The organism is Dyella terrae (assembly GCF_004322705.1).
Lineage (GTDB): Bacteria > Pseudomonadota > Gammaproteobacteria > Xanthomonadales > Rhodanobacteraceae > Dyella_D > Dyella_D terrae.
On sequence record NZ_SIZZ01000001.1, the window covers coordinates 1,736,831 to 1,754,761 of the forward strand.

A 17,931-nucleotide genomic window follows, 5' to 3' on the forward strand; every position below is an offset into this window, starting at 1 on the left:
CTCATGCTACTTCAACCGTGGCGACGCAGGCGGCGCGCAGCCAGTCCGACGAAGGCAACCGTGAAGCCGATGAGCACGATCACCCGCACCAGCGTCCCGTCGGTCGAACCCAGCCCCACGGCCGACAGCGCCAGGCGATTGAGGTGGTAGCTCGGCCAGATGGGCGCGATCTCCTGGATGAAGCGCGGCATGATGTTCAGGGGGAACCATAGACCCGACAGGAACGACATCGGCAGATACACGAGGTTGACCAGGCTGGGCGCGCCCTGGCCCTTCAGCAGCGTGCCCAGCCACAGGCCCATGGCGCAGAACGGCAACACGCCCAGGATATCGGTGAAGAACAGTGCCAGCATCTGCGCTCCGGTCAGCGGCACGTGGGCGAGGAATGTCGCCATGGAAAGCAGCAAGATGGCCACGCACGCCGCCACCACCATCGCCATCGACATCTTGCCCAGCAGGTAAGCGTTGGGTGGCATGGGCAGCGCACGCTTCAGCGTCAGCAGGCCATTGTCGCGCTCCATCGCCAGAGCCAGGCCGAACCCGAACAGGCCCGGCGCCATCACACCGAACGTGCCATAGGCGGCCAGCAGGTAGCGCGGGGCATCCGGCCCGTTCGCCCTGCCGAGGAAGATGCCGAACATCAGATAGAACACCGTCGGCAGCAACATCGTGGGGATGAGGAACCCGGGGCTGCGCAGATAGCGCAGGCACTCCGCGCGCGCCTCTTCGAGATAGGCGCGAAGCACGCGGCTGCGGGGCATGTGGCTTGCATCAGCGGACATCGTGGGCAAAACCTGGGCAACGGTGTTCATCAGGCGGCCTCCCGCTCGGTATCGTTGGCTTGCGCGGCATCGCGCGTGAGTTCGGTGAACGCTTCGGCCAGGCCGGCGCGCTGTACTTCGAGTTCGGAAAGCTGCTCGTCGGCGTGCAGCAGCCGGCGCACGAGCGCTTCGGCATTCGCCGTGGACATCCAGGCGCGACCGGCATCCATGCGCGCCTCGACGACGTCAGGCCAGTGCATCAGTTGCTCGATCGGCAGTCGCGTCACGCAACGCACGCGCTTGAGCGAAACCCGTGCGCGCAGGTCATCGACCGTGCCTTCGCTGATCACCTTGCCGCGTGCGATCACGCAGACGCGGTCGGCGAGCGCTTCGGCTTCTTCCAGATAATGCGTGGTGAGTACGACGCTGCAACCTTCGGAAATCAGGTGCCGGATCGCCGCCCAGAGTTTCTGCCGCGCCTCGATGTCCATGCCGACGGTCGGCTCGTCAAGGAACAGCAGCTCCGGGCGACCGCACAGCGCCAGGGCAAACTGCACACGCCGCTTCTGGCCACCGGACAACTTGCCGTAGGGGCGCTGGAGCAGATCGGCGACCCCGGCCAGTTCGGCGCTTTCCTGCAGGCTGCGCGGCGCCGGGTAGTAGCTGGCCGTCACGCGAATGAGTTCGCCGACTTTCAGCGTGGCCGGCAGCGCCGCTTCCTGCAGCATGACCCCGATGCGGCGGCGCGCCATGATGTCCTGGGGGTCGCGGCCGAACAGCTCCACCTTACCCTCGTCGGCCCGATTCAGGCCCAGCAGCAGTCCGATGGCGGTGCTTTTGCCGGCGCCATTGGGACCCAGCAACGCGAGCAGTTCGCCGCGATGCAGCATCAAATCCAGTTGATCCACGGCCGTGAGGTTGCCGTAGCGCTTCACGACAGACGACAGTTGCGCGATGGGTGCGACAGTAGTGTTCATGGTGCCCTCCGTTACCCAGAAGCCTAGGCACCGCAAGGCCTGCGGGGCAGTCGCCGTCGTCAGATAGCGCGGATGACATCCGTCATCCCGGGGGTTACGGCCAAAGGGCGGGCGCGATATGCTCGGGACATCGTCGTTACATGCTGCGCGCTGGACGACATACCTGACTGGAACGGGAGCACCGGCTTGTCACGTGCTCTTTCCACGACGTTTTCTTTTTGCAAGTCGACGGGTCCGTCATCCCCATGACGGGCTCGCGTGATCCGAAGGAGGAATCATCATGGGTGTGATCGATCAGCTGCGCGAACTGCGCGAATTCGGCGGCGCGCCGCAGACCACCGGTCTGGACGACGCCACCATCGAGCGCTTTGCCGCCAGCCACCCTCAGCTGGCGCAGGCGATCTCGGAAGCGGTGGACATCCATCGCGCGATGCGTGAAGAGTTTTCCGATTTTCTCAAGCTCGACGAAGCCGAACAGATGATTCAGGCGCAAGCGGGCTTCGTCAATTTCTACCCCGATGATGGCGTGAACCCCTATCTGCCGGCCGCCGCGCGTGGGCCGTGGGTGGTTACCCTCAAGGGTGCCGTCGTGCACGACAACGGTGGCTACGGCATGCTCGGTTTCGGCCACAACGACGAAGTCATTCGCGAAGCGATGAGCCGGCCGCAGGTGATGGCCAACGTCATGACGCCGCATGTCGCGCAGATGCGCCTGACCAGGGCGCTGAACGCCGAGCTGGGCCACACCCGTGGCGGCAGTCCCTACGCGCGTTACCTGTGCCTCAACTCCGGCTCCGAGTCGGTGTCGCTGGCCTGCCGCATCGCCGACGTCAATGCGAAGCTGATGACGGATGCCGGCGGCCGCTATGCCGGGCGCACGATCAAGCGTCTTGCGGTGAAGGGCGCGTTCCACGGTCGTACCGAAAAGCCGGCGCTGTATTCCGACTCCACGCGCAAGACGTATCAGCAGCACCTGGCCAGCTATCGCCACGAAGACACACTGATCACTGTGGCGCCTTATGACGTCGCGCAACTCGAAGCCGCCTTCGCCGATGCCGACAAGCACGGCTGGTTTATCGAGGCGATGTTCCTGGAGCCGGTCATGGGTGAAGGCGACCCGGGTCGTGCGGTCACGCCGGAGTTCTACGAGGCCGCCCGTCGCCTGACCGAAGCGCACGGCAGCATGTTGCTGGTGGATTCCATCCAGGCCGGCCTGCGTGCGCATGGCGTACTTTCGATCACCGACTATCCGGGCTTCGGCCATCTGGCGGCACCGGACATGGAAACCTTCTCCAAGGCGCTCAACGCGGGCCAGTATCCGCTCTCGGTGCTCGCCGTCAGCGAGCGCACGGCAAGCTTGTATCGCAAGGGCATCTACGGCAACACGATGACTGCGAACCCGCGCGCGCTCGAAGTCGCGCTGGCCACCATGAGTCAGCTGACCGATGCCGTGCGCGCCAATATCCGTGAGCGCGGAAAGGAATTCGTCGACAAGCTCAATGGCCTGAAGAACGAGCTGGGCGGCTTGATCACCAAGGTGCAGGGCACCGGCCTGCTGTTTTCCTGCGAGCTTTCGCCGGAGTTCAAGTGCTACGGCGCCGGCTCCACGGAAGAGTTCCTGCGCGAGCGCGGCATCGGCGTCATCCACGGTGGCGTCAACTCGCTGCGCTTCACGCCGCACTTCAATGTGACCAGCGCCGAAGTCGACCTGGTGGTTGCCAGCGTGCGCCACGCCCTGCTTCAGGGCCCGCGCAAGCTCAAGGCCGAAGCGGCCTGATGGAATGACATCCGGCGCCCGATATCCCGGGCGCCGGATGAATCCATGCTAAGAATCCTGCAGGCACCCTCTTCCCAGTCGCCCCGACAGGCATAGACTCTGCGACGCCGGCACTCGCCGGTCATCTCCCGAGGGTATTGCCATGTCCTTGCGTACCAGTCTGTTGGTTGCCAGCGTCGCCCTGGCCTTTGCATCCACCGCGTTCGCCGGCCCGCAGAGCACCACCGCGCCGGCCAAGAAGGAACTGACCCCGCAGCAGCAGCGCATGTCCGACTGCAACAAGCAGGCCGCGGGCAAAAAGGGCGACGAGCACAAGGCCTTCATGAGCGCCTGCCTCAAGGGCGACGCCACCCCGGCCGCCAAGCCCATGACCCAGCAGGAAAAGATGAAAGCTTGTAACGCCGACCCGCAGGCCAAGAGCCTCAAGGGCGACGCGCGCAAGCAGTTCATGAGCAGCTGCCTGAAGGGCGACGCGGCGGCGCATCCGTAATCGCAAGACCCGGCCGCCGGCTCACGTGCGCTGCAGGGCTTCCCGCGCACGTGAGCCGGCGGACTTCTCGCCCCGGGCACACGGCTGCGCGACAATGGCCGGCACAGCCCTGCAGGTCGCCCCATGAAAATCGTCGAAGTCAGCCACCCCCTCATCCAGCACAAGCTTGGCCTGATGCGCCGCGCGGGCATCAGTACCAAGGAATTCCGCGAACTGGCCTCTGAAGTCGCCGCCTTGCTTACCTATGAAGCGACCAAGGACCTGGAGACGGTGGACAAGCACATCGACGGCTGGGCGGGCCCGCTGACGGTGCATCAGATCAAGGGCAAGAAAATCACGATCGTCCCGATCCTTCGCGCGGGCCTGGGCATGCTTACCGGCGTGCTCGATATGATCCCTGCGGCCAAGGTCAGCGTGGTCGGCCTGCAGCGTGACGAAGAAACACTTCAGCCCATCGCGTACTACGAAAAGCTCACCGGCCGCATGGATGAACGCATCGCGCTGATCGTCGATCCGATGCTCGCCACGGCAGGCACTCTTGTTGCCACCGTCGACATGCTCAAGGCCGCTGGCTGCAAACGCATCAAGGGTCTGTTCCTCGTCGCGGCGCCCGAAGGCCTCAAGCGCATCGAGGCCGCGCATCCGGATATCGAGATCTATACCGCCTCGATCGACGACCGACTCAACGAGCACGGCTACATCCTGCCGGGTCTTGGCGACGCGGGTGACAAGATCTTCGGCACCAAGCAGTTGCCAGGCTGATATCCGTGCATGAAGCGAAGTGATGCTTACGGATCGCTTCGCTTCTTCACACTCTGCATCACAATTCCGAACGGCCTCCACTTCGCCCTCACGACGGCGTCAGAAAACTGTCGCTGAAGCTTGCTAGCTTCGAAAGACGTTGCGTTTTCTGTCCCATACCCAGGAGGGGAACATCATGCTGTTCAAGCACAGGCAGCGCGCCCTGGTGGCCGCGCTCGTGGGTCTGTTTGCATCCGTCGCGGCGCAAGCCACCGACCTCAGCATCAGTCAGTTTCGCGTCCGTGGCCCCGCAGGCGGCAACGACGAATTCGTCGAACTGTTCAATGCCGGAAGCACGGCGGTCGATCTTTCGGGCTACAAGCTCAATGCGTCCAACGCCAGCGGTACCACGGGTACGCGCTTGACCTTCGCCGCCGGCAGCAGCATCGCTCCGGGTTGCCACGTCCTGCTGACCAACAGCGCCAGTGGTGGGTATTCCGGCGCCGTGGCGGGTGATTTCAAGTACAGCACCGGTGTCACCGACGACGGTGGTCTCGCCCTCCTTGATGCCGGTGGCACGCTTGTCGATCAGGTGGGCCTGAGCACCGGCTCGGCCTACAAGGCCGGTACGCCATTGGCCTCGCTCGGAAGCACCAATGCGGACAAGGGCTACAGCCGCATCATCAACAGCGCCGGCTTTCCGCAGAACACCGGCGACAACAGCGCCGACTTCGTCGTAGTCACGCCCACGACACCGCACAACGCCGCCAGCGAATGCGCCGTCATGGCTCCCGCCGTCTCGATCGCCGACGCCACGGCCACCGTGCATGGCGCGACGGATGTCACCATGGCATTCACCGTGTCGCTCAACCAGCCGGCACCCGCGGGCGGCGTGAGCGTGCACGCCGTGACGCAGGACGATACCGCGACGGTTGCCCATGGGGACTACATCGCTGCCGATACCACGGTCAACTTTGCCGAAGGCGAAAAGCAGGCGACGTTCAACGTCACGGTGCATGGTCGCAGCACCGGCACGAGCGACAAGGCGTTTACGGTTCACCTCAGCGATGCCATCGGCGGCGTCACCATCACGCGCGATACCGCCATCGGCGCCATCCTCTATGACATTCCGGTGGCCGCGGAGATCTGGCAGATCCAGGGTCGTGAACAGGCCTCGCCCCTGCTCGGCAAATCAGTGATGACGCGCGGCAACATCGTCACCGCCGTGGGCCCGGCCGGCTTCAACATGCAGACGCCCGACAAGCGCGCCGACGATGACAAGCTCACGTCCAACGGCATCTACGTCTTCACCGGCAGCAAGCCTGCGGTTGCCATGGGCGACGTTGTCGACGTCGACGCGGTGGTGGACAGCTACTACAACCTCACGGAACTGAAGAGCCCGACCGTCACGGTGACTGCGCACAACGCCAGGCTGCCGGCACCGGTCGTGTTCGACCAAAAGACGCCCTCGTCCAACCCGGACACGTTGTCCTGTGGCGCAACGAACTTCCAGTGCTTTGTTGGCATGCGCGTGCGCATCGACAACGGCATGATCAACACCGGCAACAAGCGCTTCAGCACCCAGCCCTACGCCGAAGTGAGCATCACCGCCAATGGCAAGCGCTCGCTGCGCCTGCCCGGCGTGCGTTATTCGGTGCCGGTGCCCGAAGGCGTCGAACTGCCCAACTGGAGCGGCAATCCGGAAGTGTTCAAGATGAACACTGCGGACTTCGGTGCGGTGCCGGTGAATACCCCCTATGTTGCCGGGACGACGTTCCGCGCGGAAGGCGTGATCTCCTATGACTTCGGCGCTTACACCTTCATCCCGACGTCAATCACGATCAAGCAGGCCGCGCCGCTGCCGCGTGCGGTATCGGCCACGCCTTCGCAAGCCGTGCGCATCGGCGCGCTCAACACCGAGCGCTTCTGCGACAGCGAGTTCAACACCACCTTTACCTGCAGCGGCGACAGCACGGAACCCACGCCCGACCAGGTCGTGCTGAAAACCCAGCGCCTGTCCGCCTATATCGGCAGCGTGCTGAAACTGCCCGATGTATTGTCGGTGGAAGAAGTGAAGAGCCTGACGGTGCTTGAAGGCCTGGCCAGGCAGCTCGGCGACGACTATCCGGCGAAGTACCAGGCTTATCTGGTGCCCGGCCACGATCCGAGCGGCATCAACGTCGGCTTCCTCGTGCGCACCGATCGCGTGCAGGTGCTGTCCGTGCGCCAGCTGGCGGCTGACGAAACCTGGAACGACAACGGCAGCACCGCCTTTGTCCACGATCACCCACCGCTCCTGCTCACGGCTCAGTCGCGCGGCATGCGCTTCCAGGTGATCTCAGTGCATCCGAAGGCACGCACCAACGTGGACAAGGACAATGCCACGGCCGTGCGTGATCGCCAGAAGCGCTTCGAACAGGCGAAGTCGCTGGCCGTCCAGGTGCAGAAGCTGCAGCAGGCCCATCCGCTGATGCCGCTGCTGGTGGTGGGCGACTTCAATGCCTATCAGTTCAGCGATGGCTGGGTGGACGTGGTCGGCCTGATCTCGGGCCGCTACAAGGACAGCGAGAACCAGCTGAAGCTGGGCAACAATATCGTGCGTCCGGCGCTGTGGAACGCCGTCGAGTCGGTACCGGAGAACGATCGCTACTCCTTCCTCTTCACCGAGAACTTCGGCGAGATCCAGGGCTACACCAAGGCCGGCTCCGGCAACACGGGTCGCTCCGTGCCGACGGTGCAGGTGCTCGACCACGCCTTGTTGAACTGGGCCGCTTCCCTGCGCTTCATGAAGATGCAGTACGGCCGCGCCGACCTCGACGCCCCGGCGCAAACACTGGACGACGCCGCCAGGGCGACGGACTGGACCAAGGCGATCGGAGCTTCCGATCATGATGGCTTCGTGGTTGACCTGTTTGCGCCCTCGCTGCAAGGCCATCAGAGCAACCAGAACGACCAGGGCCAGAACCATCAAGGCCAGAACCAGCAGCACTGACCGTCAAGCCGTGAAAACAAAAAGGCCGCGCTGCGAAGCGCGGCCTTTTTAGTGCGACAGCGGAAGGGTCAGCCCGCGTAGCGATCCGTTGCTTCCAGCAGTTCATGCGTGATGCCCGGCTCGAACGCGGAGTGACCGGCGTCCTGCACGACGTGCAGTTTGGCCTCCGGCCAGGCGCGGTGCAGGTCCCACGCGCTGCGCATGGGGCACACCACGTCATAGCGACCCTGCACGATGGTGGTCGGGATATGCCGAATGCGATCGACGTTGCGCAGCAGCTGGTCATCGTGCTCGAAGAAGCCACCGTGCACGAAGTAGTGGCATTCGATGCGCGCGAACGCCAGCGCGAACTCGTCTTCGCCGCTGGACGCGATATGCGATTCGTCCTGATAAAGATAACTCGTGGCGCCCTCCCACACCGACCAGGCACGCGCTGCCTCCACGCGCACCTTCGGATCGGTGCTGGTGAGGCGTCGATGGTAGGCGCTCATCAGATCACCGCGCTCGGCTTCCGGAATGGCATGGAGATAGGTTTCCCATGCATCCGGATACAGTGCGTCGCAACCCTTTTGATAGAACCATTCCAGCTCCGAGCGACGCAGCATGAAGATGCCACGCAGCACCAGCTCCGTCACTTTGTCCGGATGCGTCTGCGCGTACGCCAGCGCGAGCGTGGAGCCCCAGGAGCCGCCGAATACCTGCCACCGATCGATGCCCAGGTGCTCGCGCACGCGCTCGATGTCGTTGACCAGATGCCAGGTGGTGTTGTCGTGCAGCTCTGCATGCGGCGTCGACTTGCCACAACCGCGCTGATCGAACAGCACGATGCGATACACCTTCGGATCGAAAAAGCGGCGGCAGCGCGGGTTGGTGCCGCCGCCCGGACCGCCATGCAGAAAGACCACCGGCTTGCCGTTCGGATTGCCACTCTGTTCGTAGTACAGCGTGTGAAGATCGGAGACCTTCAGCATGCCGCTGTCGAACGGCTCGATTTCAGGATAGAGAGTGCGGCGGTCCATGGCGTGGCTTCCGGTGGAGGGGATCGGGACAGGCTATCACGAGGCACGTTCAGCCAGCCCGACCCCGCTCAAAACACCTTGCCCGGATTCAACAGCCCCTTGGGATCGAACACCTGCTTTACACCGCGCATCAAGGCAATCTCCTCGGCGGTACGGGTGCTTTCCAGGTAGGGCTTCTTGACCAGTCCGATGCCGTGCTCGGCCGAGATGCTGCCGCCATGTTGCTGCAAAGTTTGTGCAAGGTGCTTCGTCACTACGTCGCACTGGGCGATGAAGTCGGCGTCGCTCAGGGTGGCGGGTTTGAGCACATTGATGTGCAGATTGCCGTCGCCAATGTGCCCGAACCAGACGACGTCCATGTTCGGGTATTCCTCGCCCAGCAAGGCCTGGATTTCGGCAAGGAATCCAGGCAGCGCGCTGATGCGCAGGGAGATGTCGTTCTTGTACGGCTTATGGGAGGCAAGGCTTTCGGTGATGCCCTCGCGCAGGCGCCACAAGGCAGCCGCCTGGGCATCGCTTTGCGCCATCACGCCATCGTGGATCCACCCCTGCTCCATGCCTTGTTCGAAAACGGCCAGTGCCGCTTCTTCGTCAGCATCGAACTCGGTGACCACGTAATAAGGATGGTCGCCGTCGATAGCGCGCTGCGCGCCATGCGCGAGCACATGTCGCAGGGCGACATCGGTGAAGAACTCGAATGCCTGCAGCGACAGGCGTGCGCGGAACAGCGCGAAGACATGCATCAACGCCGTCATGTCGGGCAAGGCCAGCAGCATGACCTGCGAAGGCGCCGGCGGATCGGTCAGTTTCAGGGTCGCCTCGACCACCACACCCAACGTACCTTCCGAACCGATTATCAGGTGGCGCAGATCGTAACCGCTGGAGTTCTTGATCAGTCCGCGATTGAGATGAAGCAGTTCGCCCTTCCCGTTGATGACCGTCAGCCCCGCAATCCACTCACGGGTATTGCCATAACGGATGACGCGAATGCCGCCCGCGTTGGTGGCGATGTTGCCGCCGATGGCGCAGGAGCCACGCGCCGCGAAGTCGACCGGGTAGATCAGCCCGTGTTGGCCTGCCGCGTCGTGCACGGCCTGAAGCGTCATGCCCGCCTGGACGGTCAGCGTGCGGTCGACGGCATCGAAAGCCAGCACCTTGTTCATGCGCTCCAGGCTCAGCACCAGCTCGCCATGGGCGGCTACCGCGCCACCGGACAAGCCCGTACGGCCTCCGGAAGGCACCAACGCCACGTCGTTCTCGTACGCCCACCGCACGACGGCCTGGGCCTCCTCGACACTGGCCGGAAGGGCAATTGCCAGCGGAGCGGGCGTCCAGCGGCGGGTCCAGTCGCGGCCGTAGTGCTCCAGATCGGACGGGTCGGTCAACAGGCGCAAGGCCGGCAATTGGGAGGCCAGGGAGGCCAGGCGTGCGGCGGTCATGAGGACTCCGAAAGAATCACCCTCAATTTGCCAGCCCAGCCCGTTGCGGTCCAGTGCTGCGGTGCCGCATAGTGATCGCTTCGGCAGCTCACCTGGCACAACTCCATGAAAACCTCGTTTCCGAAGCAAGACATCAAGGTTCTGCTGCTTGAAGGCGTCAGCAAGAGCGCCGTGGAGAGCTTCCGCCGGGCGGGGTACAGCCAGATCGAGTACCACGAGAAGTCCCTGCCCGAGGCCCAGCTCAAGGAGCGCATCGCCGAAGCCCATATCGTGGGCATCCGCTCCCGCTCGCACCTCACAGCCGATGTACTGGAGCACGCCCGCCGCCTGATCGCGGTCGGCTGCTTCTGCATCGGCACCAACCAGGTCGACCTGGAAGCGGCTCGCGTAGCGGGCATTCCGGTCTTCAATGCGCCCTACTCCAACACCCGCAGCGTCGCCGAACTGGTGATCGCCGAAGCCATCATGCTGCTGCGCGGGATCCCCCAGAAGAATGCCCTGTGCCATCGCGGCGGCTGGACCAAGTCGGCAGCCGGCAGTTTCGAAACCCGCGACAAGGTGCTGGGTATCGTCGGCTACGGCCATATCGGCACCCAGGTGGGCGTGCTCGCCGAAGCGCTGGGCATGCGCGTGATCTTCCACGACATCGAAACCAAGCTGTCGCTGGGCAATGCCCGTGCCGCCAGCAGCCTCGACGATCTGCTTGAGCGCGCTGACGTGGTGACGCTGCACGTGCCCGAAACACCCGCGACCAAGATGATGATCGGCGCCACCGAAATTGCGCAGATGCGCAAGGGCGCACTACTGATCAACGCCTCACGCGGCACCGTGGTGGATATCGAGGCGCTCGCCGATGCACTGCGTCGCGAGCATCTCGCCGGTGCGGCAGTGGACGTGTTCCCGGTCGAACCCAAGGGCAATGACGATGCCTTCGTCTCGCCGCTGATCGGCATGGACAACGTCATCCTCACGCCGCACATCGGCGGCAGTACGCTGGAGGCGCAGGACAACATTGGCATCGAGGTGGCCAGCAAGCTGGTTCGCTACAGCGACAACGGGTCGACGCTTTCGGCGGTCAATTTCCCGGAAGTGACGTTGCCCGAACACCCCAACAGCCGCCGCCTGCTGCACATCCACCGCAATGTCCCGGGCGTGCTTTCACGCATCAACGAGCTGTTCTCCTCGGGCAACATCAATATCGATGCGCAGTTCCTCCAGACCGATTCGCAGGTCGGCTACGTGGTGATCGACGTCTCCGCCGATGCGGCGCAGGCTGCCGAACTGAAGGACAAACTCGCCGCCATTCCGGGCACGCTCCGCAGCCGCGTCTTGTACTGACGCCCACCCGATGGCACATGACAACGGCGCCGCAGGAGGCGCCGTTGTCGTTTGGATCGAGCTAAACCACCTCCCCTAAGCTTCAGCAAAGCAGGCTGCAAGCTTCACGTCAGTCGCAATAACTTTCGTCCCGCCAGCACCTCAAGCCACCTATTACCCGGCCGATACCCGGATGGGGGAGTAGGCGTGCGTCAGCGGCTGGTGCGGATAGGACCGCTTCGAACAGCCTTCCGGTCGTCGCACGCCATCACAACGCGCATCACATCGATGGAGGCCTGCGGGGAGCAGCGCTATCGACGGGCTATCTCTCTTTTTCTGTTGACTGCTGACCGGCGACAACGTCGGTCCCGCCCGATAACCGAGGAGAATCCCATGGGAAACGAAACACCGGAACTTCAGCTTGAAAAGCAGATGGAACTGCAGGCCATCACCGACGCCCTGAATCGCGTCCAGGCGGTGATCGAGTTCGACCTCAAAGGCAACATCCTTCACGCGAACGACAACTTCCTGAGCACCCTGGGCTACAAGCTCGACGAGATCCGCGGCAAGCATCACCGCATCTTCTGCGAACCGGCGTACGCCGCCAGCGCAACCTACAAGAAATTCTGGGACAAGCTCGCCGCCGGCAAGTATGACCAGGGCGAGTACAAGCGACTCGCGCGCGACGGTCGCGAGGTCTGGATCAATGCCTCGTACAACCCGGTTTTCAACGAAGACGGCAAGCCATACAAGGTGATCAAGTTCGCCACCGATATCACGGCCGCTCGCCAGCAAAGTGCCGAGTACCAGGGCAAGGTGAGTGCCATGGACAAAGCTCAGGCTGTCATCGAATTCGATCTCGACGGCCACGTGCTGAACGCCAATGACAACTTCCTTGCCGCGATGGGCTACAGCATCGACGAAATCGAAGGCAAGCATCACCGCATGTTCTGCGAGGACGTCTACACCGCCAGCGCCGACTACCGCGAGTTCTGGGCCAAGCTCAACCGCGGCGAATACGATGCAGGCCGCTACAAGCGCCAGGGCAAGGGCGGCAAGGTGATCTGGATCCAGGCCACCTATAACCCGATCTTCGACGGCAACGGCCGCCTTTACAAAGTAGTGAAATTTGCCACCGACGTCAGCGCGCAGGTTGCGTTGGAAGAAAGCGTCAAGCACCGCGCCGAAGCCGACCAGCGCAAGGTGGAAGCCCTGCTCGCCACCGTGCGCCGCGCAGCGGAAGGCGACCTGACGGGCGACATTGACGTATCCGGCAACGAGCCGATCGATCACCTCGCGGACGGCATTGCACAGATGATGAGCGACCTTCGCGGCGTCATCGGCAAAGTGGTCGAATCGGCCGGCGCCTTTTCCGGCTCATCCCAGGACATTGCCGGCCGCGCCAACACGGTCGCCGGTGGCGCACAGTTGCTTGGCGCCACGGTCGAAGAAATGAATGCTTCCATCGAGGAGCTCACCGCTTCCATCAACTCTATCGCCAACAACTCCCGCAGCGCGGATCAGCTGGCCAAGGACACGCAGCAGGAAGCCGAGCGCGGCGCCAAGGCCATCACCAAGTCGATCGAGTCGATGGAGCTGATCAACAAGTCATCCGAAGACATCAGCGAGATCATCAAGGTGATTGGTGAAATCGCGAGCCAGACCAACCTGCTCGCCTTCAATGCCGCCATCGAAGCGGCACGCGCCGGCGAACATGGCCTGGGCTTTTCCGTGGTGGCCGACGAGGTGCGCAAACTGGCGGAGCGCTCCTCCCAGGCGACCAAGGAGATTTCCAAACTCATCAATGAATCGGTCAAGCGCGTCGCACAGGGCAGTGACATCTCCAAGCAGGCGGGCGAAGCCTTCGAGAAGATCGTCGCCGGGGTCAGCCGCACCACGCAGGCGATCTCCGAGATTTCACTGGGCGCGGACGAGCAACTGGTGGCAGCGCGCGAAGTGAGCACGGCAATCCAGCAGGTGGCGGAAGAGACCGAAAAATCCGCCGGCGCCTGCGACACCATCGCCCGCTCGACTACCACGCTGATGCAGGGCGCGGCCGAACTGAACCAGACCGTTTCACGTTTCATCGTCTGACGGAGGCCTCATGGACATCGACTGCGAGGTCGACCGGAGCACGCAACACGCGCTGTTGCAGCGCGTGTACCGGCACACTGGCATCGCCATGCCCGAGCGCAAGTGGACGCTGCTGCAGGGTCGCCTGCGGCGGCGCCTGCAGGCCCTTTCGCTGGAAAGCTACCAGGACTACCTGGGCGTACTGGAAAACCGCCCCGACGAGCTAAGCCATTTCATCAACCTGGTCACCACCAACGAAACCTCGTTCTTCCGCACGCCCCGTATCTGGGATTACCTGTGGCAGGTGTACCTGCCGCACTGGCATGCCGCGCATCCTGGCGGCACCTTGCAGATATGGTCGGCCGCCGCCTCGACGGGCGAGGAGGCCTATTCGCTGGCCATGTTGTGCGAGGAATATCGCGAGCGTCACCCCGGCTTTCGCTATCGCATCCTTGCCACCGATATCGCGACTGACGTGTTGCAGGTCGGCCAGCGCGGGCGCTATGGCGGTCGCAACGTGGAGGGACTGCGCAAATCGCGTCCGGCCATGCTCGAGAAGTACTTTTGCGCGACCGATGGCGAGGCGGAGGTCCTGCCTGCGCTGCGCAGCAACATCAGTTTTCGCGAGCATCACCTGCACAAGCGCATGGAGGGCGGTGTGCGCGTGGACCTCGCCCTGCTGCGCAACGTACTCATCTATTTCGATGAGGAAGGCCAGCAGGTTGTCCTGGAGAACGTCCGGCGCGCGATGGTCAACGATGGCGTGCTGATCATCGGGGAATCGGAGTCACTGGGACGGTTCAAGACCGGCTTCGAGTTCGAGCAACCCCTGATCTATCGCAACCGGACCGGTCATGCTCGAGGGCCGTGATATCCAGGTACGGATGTGCGAGATCGGCATCGGCAGCCAGGGCGATGTCCTTCGCGCCATCCTGGGCTCGTGCGTGGGCATTGGCCTCCTTTGGCGTAACCGCGGGATTTGCGGGTTGGCGCATTGCCTGCTGCCGGAATCACCGGCGGAGAAGGCTTCCGTGGGTGCCAAATACGTCACCGATGCCCTGCCCTCGCTCACGGCCCTGATGGGCCTGGAACGAAGGCACTTCCGGCACGTGGAAGCCGTAGTGGCCGGCGGCGCGTGCATGGTCCAGCACAAGGTGATGCCGCGCCATGGGTTGATTGGCGAGCAGAACGTGCAGGCGGCGAAGCGCCTGCTGGCAGCATCCGGGATCCGCGTGGTGCATGAGGACGTCGGCGGCGAATGCGGCCGCCAGATCATCATCGACTGCGGCAGCTACAACTATGCGGTCCGCCAAGTGGCCCGCCCTGCCTGATCGGATAACACCATGGAACAGCACAACTCATCAACCGTATCCGACGCGACCGAACTGTTCGGGTCGTTTCACCTGGCCGACACGGAACTGGCGCTTTCGGTTTCCTCGTTGCAGGAGGTAGTGAATTACCCCTCCAGCGTGACCCAGGTGCCGCTGGCCCCGGATTTCCTGCTTGGCCTGTTCAATCTGCGCGGTACGCTGGTACCGATCATTCATCTGGGCGAACTGCTGAAGCTTCCCGATGCTTCGGTGCGCGAGCAAGCCAAGATCGCGATCGTTGATATCGACCAGGCAAAAGTCGGCCTGCTCTTTGACGCTACGGGCGAAATCCTTCGCGTGCATGGCTCGCAGAAGATCGCCTTTGGCCACGAAGACACCGGGACACCCATGATCTCGGGTGCGCTGAAGCTCGACCAAGGCGACCGTATTCTCCAGATCCTCTCACCGGCTAGCCTCACCGGTTTAAGTCACTTGCCGCGGATTCAGGAGGGTGGTGGCAAGCACCAGCAGCGGATCGCCCAGAGCCTGCGTCGCCAGTGCGTGTCCTTTCGTGTGAGTGACGCGCGACTGGCACTGCCCATGGATGCCATCCACGAAATCATCCGTGTGCCTGAATTGCAGAGCACCGTGCTGTCCAGTGAGTTCTGCCTGGGTACGCTGAACCTTCGCGGCCATACGGTGCCCGTGGTGGATTTCGCCCGCTTCCTCGGCCTTCCGCCGCGCACCGTCGAAGGTGCACACGTGGAAGACGAGCGGCGGATCATCGTGATCAAGGAGCAGGACATCCACTTCGGGCTGCTCGCTGACGAAGTCGAAAGCATCGTCAGCTACCACCCGGAAGACGTGCTGCCCATTCCGGCATTCACGCAGCAAGGGACGTCGTTCTTCAGCGGTTGCATCAGCGGGGGCGCACAGCGGGACATCATCCTTATTGCTCGCGAACGGCTGTTCACCGACGGGACGATCCATGAGCTGATCCGCCATCATCGTGACTTGTACGTCACGTCCACGCCTGACGATGGTGGCCATCGCCGCAAGCATGCGCGTGAAACCTATGTCACGTTCCGGCTCGAGCATCTCATCGGCGTGCGCATTGAACAACTGCGGGAGGTGATCGATTTCTCGCCTGATATCGTGCGGCCACCGGGCGCTCCGGCGTACGTCTGCGGCATCCTCAACCTGAGGCAGGCGCTGGTGACGATCATCGACCTTCGCGCGCTTTACGGTATCGCGCCCCATGTCGATCTGGCGGACACCAAGGTGCTGATCATCGAGGAGAACGGCGAGAAGTACGGCCTGGTGGTGGATGCCATCGAGAACATCGTGACCATCGATGCGGCCGACAAGTTGCCCGTGCCCCGGGTGCTGCTCGGTCACACACGCAACACGTTGCAGCATGACATGAAGGACGTGGTCGACATGGGCGACCACCGAACGCTGATGCTACTTGACCTGGCGCCGCTCAAGGCGCGACTGGCTGGCGATGCGACAACACATTGATCGGGCGAGCGATGGCGGCGGGCGGCGTGATGCCGCTTCGCCTTCGCCTCCGACAAGCACACGCGCCCTTCACCCGGCGCTGGCGTAACGTGGGTTCCACCCCACGTGCCAAAGCCACCCCATGAATACCGTCGCCATCCCGGAACGGATGACCGAGATCGTCATTTCGACGCCCGGTGGACCGGATGTCCTTCATCCGCGCGTCGTTGATGTACCGCACCCGCGTCGCGGCGAAGTGCTTGTCCGCGTCGAAGCCGCTGGGGTGAACCGGCCCGATGTGATCCAGCGCATGGGGCGCTACCCCATGCCTCCCGGCGCACACCCCACCCCCGGTTTGGAAGTGGCTGGCGAAGTGGTGGGTTTTGGTGACGACACCAACGGTTTCGCCCTGGGTGAAAAAGTGTGCGGGCTCACGAATGGTGGCGGCTATGCCGAATACTGCGTGCTTCCCGTTGGCCAGACCTTGCCCCGCCCGCCTGGCGTCGACGCCATCCATGCCGCAGCCATTCCCGAAACGTTCTTCACGGTGTGGGCGAACTTGTTTCGCATCGGCCGCGCGTCGAAAGGACAGCGCGTTCTGGTCCATGGCGGCACCAGCGGGATTGGAACCACGGCCCTGATGTTGTGCCGTGAGTTCGGCATCCAGGCCTTCGCCACGGCCGGCAGCGAGCGCAAGTGCGCGGCGATCCGGAAGCTGGGTGCCGAGGCGATCAACTATCACGAACAGAACTTCGCGCTGGCCATACAGGAGAAGACAGAGGGCCACGGCGTCGACGTCATTCTCGACATCATTGGCGGCTCGTACTTCGAACGAAACGTGGCGGCACTGGCGCGCGATGGGCGCCTGGTGGTGATTGGATTCCTTGGTGGAACGGTCGTCGAGCAGGTCGACCTGCAGGCGCTCGTCCTCAAGCGCGCCTGTGTCACGGGCTCGACGATGCGGGCACGCTCGACAGCCGAGAAGGCTGAAATCGCCGCGGACCTGCGCCTTCATGTCTGGCCTGTGTTCGCAGCAGGCCGCTGCCTGCCGATCGTCGACCAGGTGTTTCCTCTGAGTCGTGCCGCCGATGCGCATCGCGCCATGGAAGCAGGCGAGCACATCGGCAAGATCGTCCTGAAGGTTTAGCCGTCCAAACGTCAAACAAGGCTTCCGCCATGACCGCCAACTGCTCCCACCTCACCGGCATCCAGGACGTCAAGCCCAGCGCCAGGGGTTGCGAGGAATGCCTCAAGTCGGGAAGTCCCTGGGTCCACCTGCGCATTTGCCGCACCTGCGGCCACGTGGGCTGCTGCGACGACTCACCGAATCGTCATGCCACGAAGCATTTCCATGCGACCAGCCATCCGATCATCGAGGGTTATGACCCGCCGGAGGGATGGGGATGGTGTTACGTGGATGAGGTGATGTTCGATCTGCGGGATCGCATGACGCCGCAGTGGGGGCCGATTCCGCGGTTTGTTTGATTAGCCCCATTTCCCATGCGAGACCAACGTCGCCTGAAGCCGGAACATCA

General features: G+C 63.3%; 15 protein-coding genes. 11 read left to right on the top strand and 4 right to left on the bottom strand.

Features of this window, described 5'->3' with window-relative positions:
* Window positions 1–11: 11 nt before the first annotated feature.
* The gene (locus tag EYV96_RS07780; protein WP_240732369.1) at window positions 12–812 is read right to left on the bottom strand and encodes an ABC transporter permease; all 801 of its coding nucleotides are present in this window, start codon (window positions 810–812) and stop codon (window positions 12–14) included.
* Window positions 812–1,738: an ABC transporter ATP-binding protein gene (locus tag EYV96_RS07785; protein ID WP_131150869.1), complete on the bottom strand. Its 927-nt coding sequence runs from the start codon at window positions 1,736–1,738 to the stop codon at window positions 812–814. Before EYV96_RS07785 ends, EYV96_RS07780 begins: the two co-directional genes overlap by 1 nt.
* Window positions 1,739–2,018: 280 nt before the next feature.
* On the opposite strand from EYV96_RS07785, the gene EYV96_RS07790 reads away from it, so the two are divergent.
* The 4 genes from EYV96_RS07790 to EYV96_RS07805 all read left to right on the top strand — a co-directional run bounded on the left by EYV96_RS07790 (window position 2,019) and on the right by EYV96_RS07805 (window position 7,738).
* On the top strand, window positions 2,019–3,515 hold the full coding sequence (locus EYV96_RS07790; protein WP_131150870.1) for an aminotransferase class III-fold pyridoxal phosphate-dependent enzyme: 1,497 nt from the start codon (window positions 2,019–2,021) through the stop codon (window positions 3,513–3,515).
* A gap of 142 nt (window positions 3,516–3,657) precedes the next feature.
* Entirely contained in the window at window positions 3,658–4,005 is a 348-nt protein-coding gene (locus EYV96_RS07795) for a PsiF family protein (RefSeq protein ID WP_131150871.1), read from the top strand.
* A gap of 123 nt (window positions 4,006–4,128) precedes the next feature.
* Window positions 4,129–4,767, top strand: coding sequence for a uracil phosphoribosyltransferase (gene upp / locus EYV96_RS07800; protein WP_131150872.1), 639 nt, complete (start codon window positions 4,129–4,131; stop codon window positions 4,765–4,767).
* A gap of 175 nt (window positions 4,768–4,942) precedes the next feature.
* The gene (locus EYV96_RS07805; protein ID WP_131150873.1) at window positions 4,943–7,738 is read left to right on the top strand and encodes a lamin tail domain-containing protein; all 2,796 of its coding nucleotides are present in this window, start codon (window positions 4,943–4,945) and stop codon (window positions 7,736–7,738) included.
* A 68-nt stretch (window positions 7,739–7,806) separates the two neighbouring features.
* On the opposite strand, the gene pip is transcribed toward EYV96_RS07805, so the two are convergent.
* Both pip and EYV96_RS07815 read right to left on the bottom strand, forming a co-directional pair.
* Entirely contained in the window at window positions 7,807–8,757 is a 951-nt protein-coding gene (gene pip, locus EYV96_RS07810; RefSeq protein ID WP_131150874.1) for a prolyl aminopeptidase, read from the bottom strand.
* A gap of 68 nt (window positions 8,758–8,825) precedes the next feature.
* Window positions 8,826–10,196, bottom strand: a complete 1,371-nt coding sequence (locus EYV96_RS07815) for an FAD-binding oxidoreductase (protein WP_131150875.1) — start codon at window positions 10,194–10,196, stop codon at window positions 8,826–8,828.
* Window positions 10,197–10,301: 105 nt separating this feature from the next.
* Here EYV96_RS07815 and serA point away from each other — a divergent pair, with 105 nt between their 5' ends.
* The 7 genes from serA (at window position 10,302) to EYV96_RS07850 (ending at window position 17,881) form a co-directional block, all read left to right on the top strand.
* Window positions 10,302–11,534: a phosphoglycerate dehydrogenase gene (serA, locus tag EYV96_RS07820; protein ID WP_131150876.1), complete on the top strand. Its 1,233-nt coding sequence runs from the start codon at window positions 10,302–10,304 to the stop codon at window positions 11,532–11,534.
* Between the two features lie 372 nt (window positions 11,535–11,906).
* Window positions 11,907–13,607: a methyl-accepting chemotaxis protein gene (locus EYV96_RS07825; protein ID WP_131150877.1), complete on the top strand. Its 1,701-nt coding sequence runs from the start codon at window positions 11,907–11,909 to the stop codon at window positions 13,605–13,607.
* 10 nt (window positions 13,608–13,617) lie between these two features.
* Window positions 13,618–14,457, top strand: a complete 840-nt coding sequence (locus EYV96_RS07830) for a CheR family methyltransferase (protein WP_131150878.1) — start codon at window positions 13,618–13,620, stop codon at window positions 14,455–14,457.
* Complete coding sequence (locus EYV96_RS07835) at window positions 14,441–14,917, top strand: chemotaxis protein CheD (protein ID WP_131150879.1); 477 nt, start codon at window positions 14,441–14,443, stop codon at window positions 14,915–14,917. The genes EYV96_RS07830 and EYV96_RS07835 overlap by 17 nt, the downstream gene beginning before the upstream one ends.
* Before the next feature lie 12 nt (window positions 14,918–14,929).
* Complete coding sequence (locus EYV96_RS07840; RefSeq protein ID WP_131150880.1) at window positions 14,930–16,417, top strand: chemotaxis protein CheW; 1,488 nt, start codon at window positions 14,930–14,932, stop codon at window positions 16,415–16,417.
* A gap of 121 nt (window positions 16,418–16,538) precedes the next feature.
* Window positions 16,539–17,543, top strand: coding sequence for an NAD(P)H-quinone oxidoreductase (locus EYV96_RS07845; RefSeq protein ID WP_240732370.1), 1,005 nt, complete (start codon window positions 16,539–16,541; stop codon window positions 17,541–17,543).
* Window positions 17,544–17,572: 29 nt separating this feature from the next.
* Window positions 17,573–17,881 (top strand): UBP-type zinc finger domain-containing protein, encoded by a 309-nt coding sequence (locus EYV96_RS07850; protein WP_131150881.1) that lies wholly within the window; start codon window positions 17,573–17,575, stop codon window positions 17,879–17,881.
* Window positions 17,882–17,931 lie beyond the last annotated feature (50 nt).

Bases quoted from the DNA above. Each gene is read 5' to 3' on its own strand.
- EYV96_RS07780 (WP_240732369.1), bottom strand. From the start codon at position 812: ATGAACACCGTTGCCCAGGTTTTGCCCACGATGTCCGCTGATGCAAGC.
- EYV96_RS07785 (WP_131150869.1), bottom strand. From the start codon at position 1,738: ATGAACACTACTGTCGCACCCATCGCGCAACTGTCGTCTGTCGTGAAG.
- EYV96_RS07790 (WP_131150870.1), top strand. From the start codon at position 2,019: ATGGGTGTGATCGATCAGCTGCGCGAACTGCGCGAATTCGGCGGCGCG.
- EYV96_RS07795 (WP_131150871.1), top strand. From the start codon at position 3,658: ATGTCCTTGCGTACCAGTCTGTTGGTTGCCAGCGTCGCCCTGGCCTTT.
- upp (WP_131150872.1), top strand. From the start codon at position 4,129: ATGAAAATCGTCGAAGTCAGCCACCCCCTCATCCAGCACAAGCTTGGC.
- EYV96_RS07805 (WP_131150873.1), top strand. From the start codon at position 4,943: ATGCTGTTCAAGCACAGGCAGCGCGCCCTGGTGGCCGCGCTCGTGGGT.
- pip (WP_131150874.1), bottom strand. From the start codon at position 8,757: ATGGACCGCCGCACTCTCTATCCTGAAATCGAGCCGTTCGACAGCGGC.
- EYV96_RS07815 (WP_131150875.1), bottom strand. From the start codon at position 10,196: ATGACCGCCGCACGCCTGGCCTCCCTGGCCTCCCAATTGCCGGCCTTG.
- serA (WP_131150876.1), top strand. From the start codon at position 10,302: ATGAAAACCTCGTTTCCGAAGCAAGACATCAAGGTTCTGCTGCTTGAA.
- EYV96_RS07825 (WP_131150877.1), top strand. From the start codon at position 11,907: ATGGGAAACGAAACACCGGAACTTCAGCTTGAAAAGCAGATGGAACTG.
- EYV96_RS07830 (WP_131150878.1), top strand. From the start codon at position 13,618: ATGGACATCGACTGCGAGGTCGACCGGAGCACGCAACACGCGCTGTTG.
- EYV96_RS07835 (WP_131150879.1), top strand. From the start codon at position 14,441: ATGCTCGAGGGCCGTGATATCCAGGTACGGATGTGCGAGATCGGCATC.
- EYV96_RS07840 (WP_131150880.1), top strand. From the start codon at position 14,930: ATGGAACAGCACAACTCATCAACCGTATCCGACGCGACCGAACTGTTC.
- EYV96_RS07845 (WP_240732370.1), top strand. From the start codon at position 16,539: ATGAATACCGTCGCCATCCCGGAACGGATGACCGAGATCGTCATTTCG.
- EYV96_RS07850 (WP_131150881.1), top strand. From the start codon at position 17,573: ATGACCGCCAACTGCTCCCACCTCACCGGCATCCAGGACGTCAAGCCC.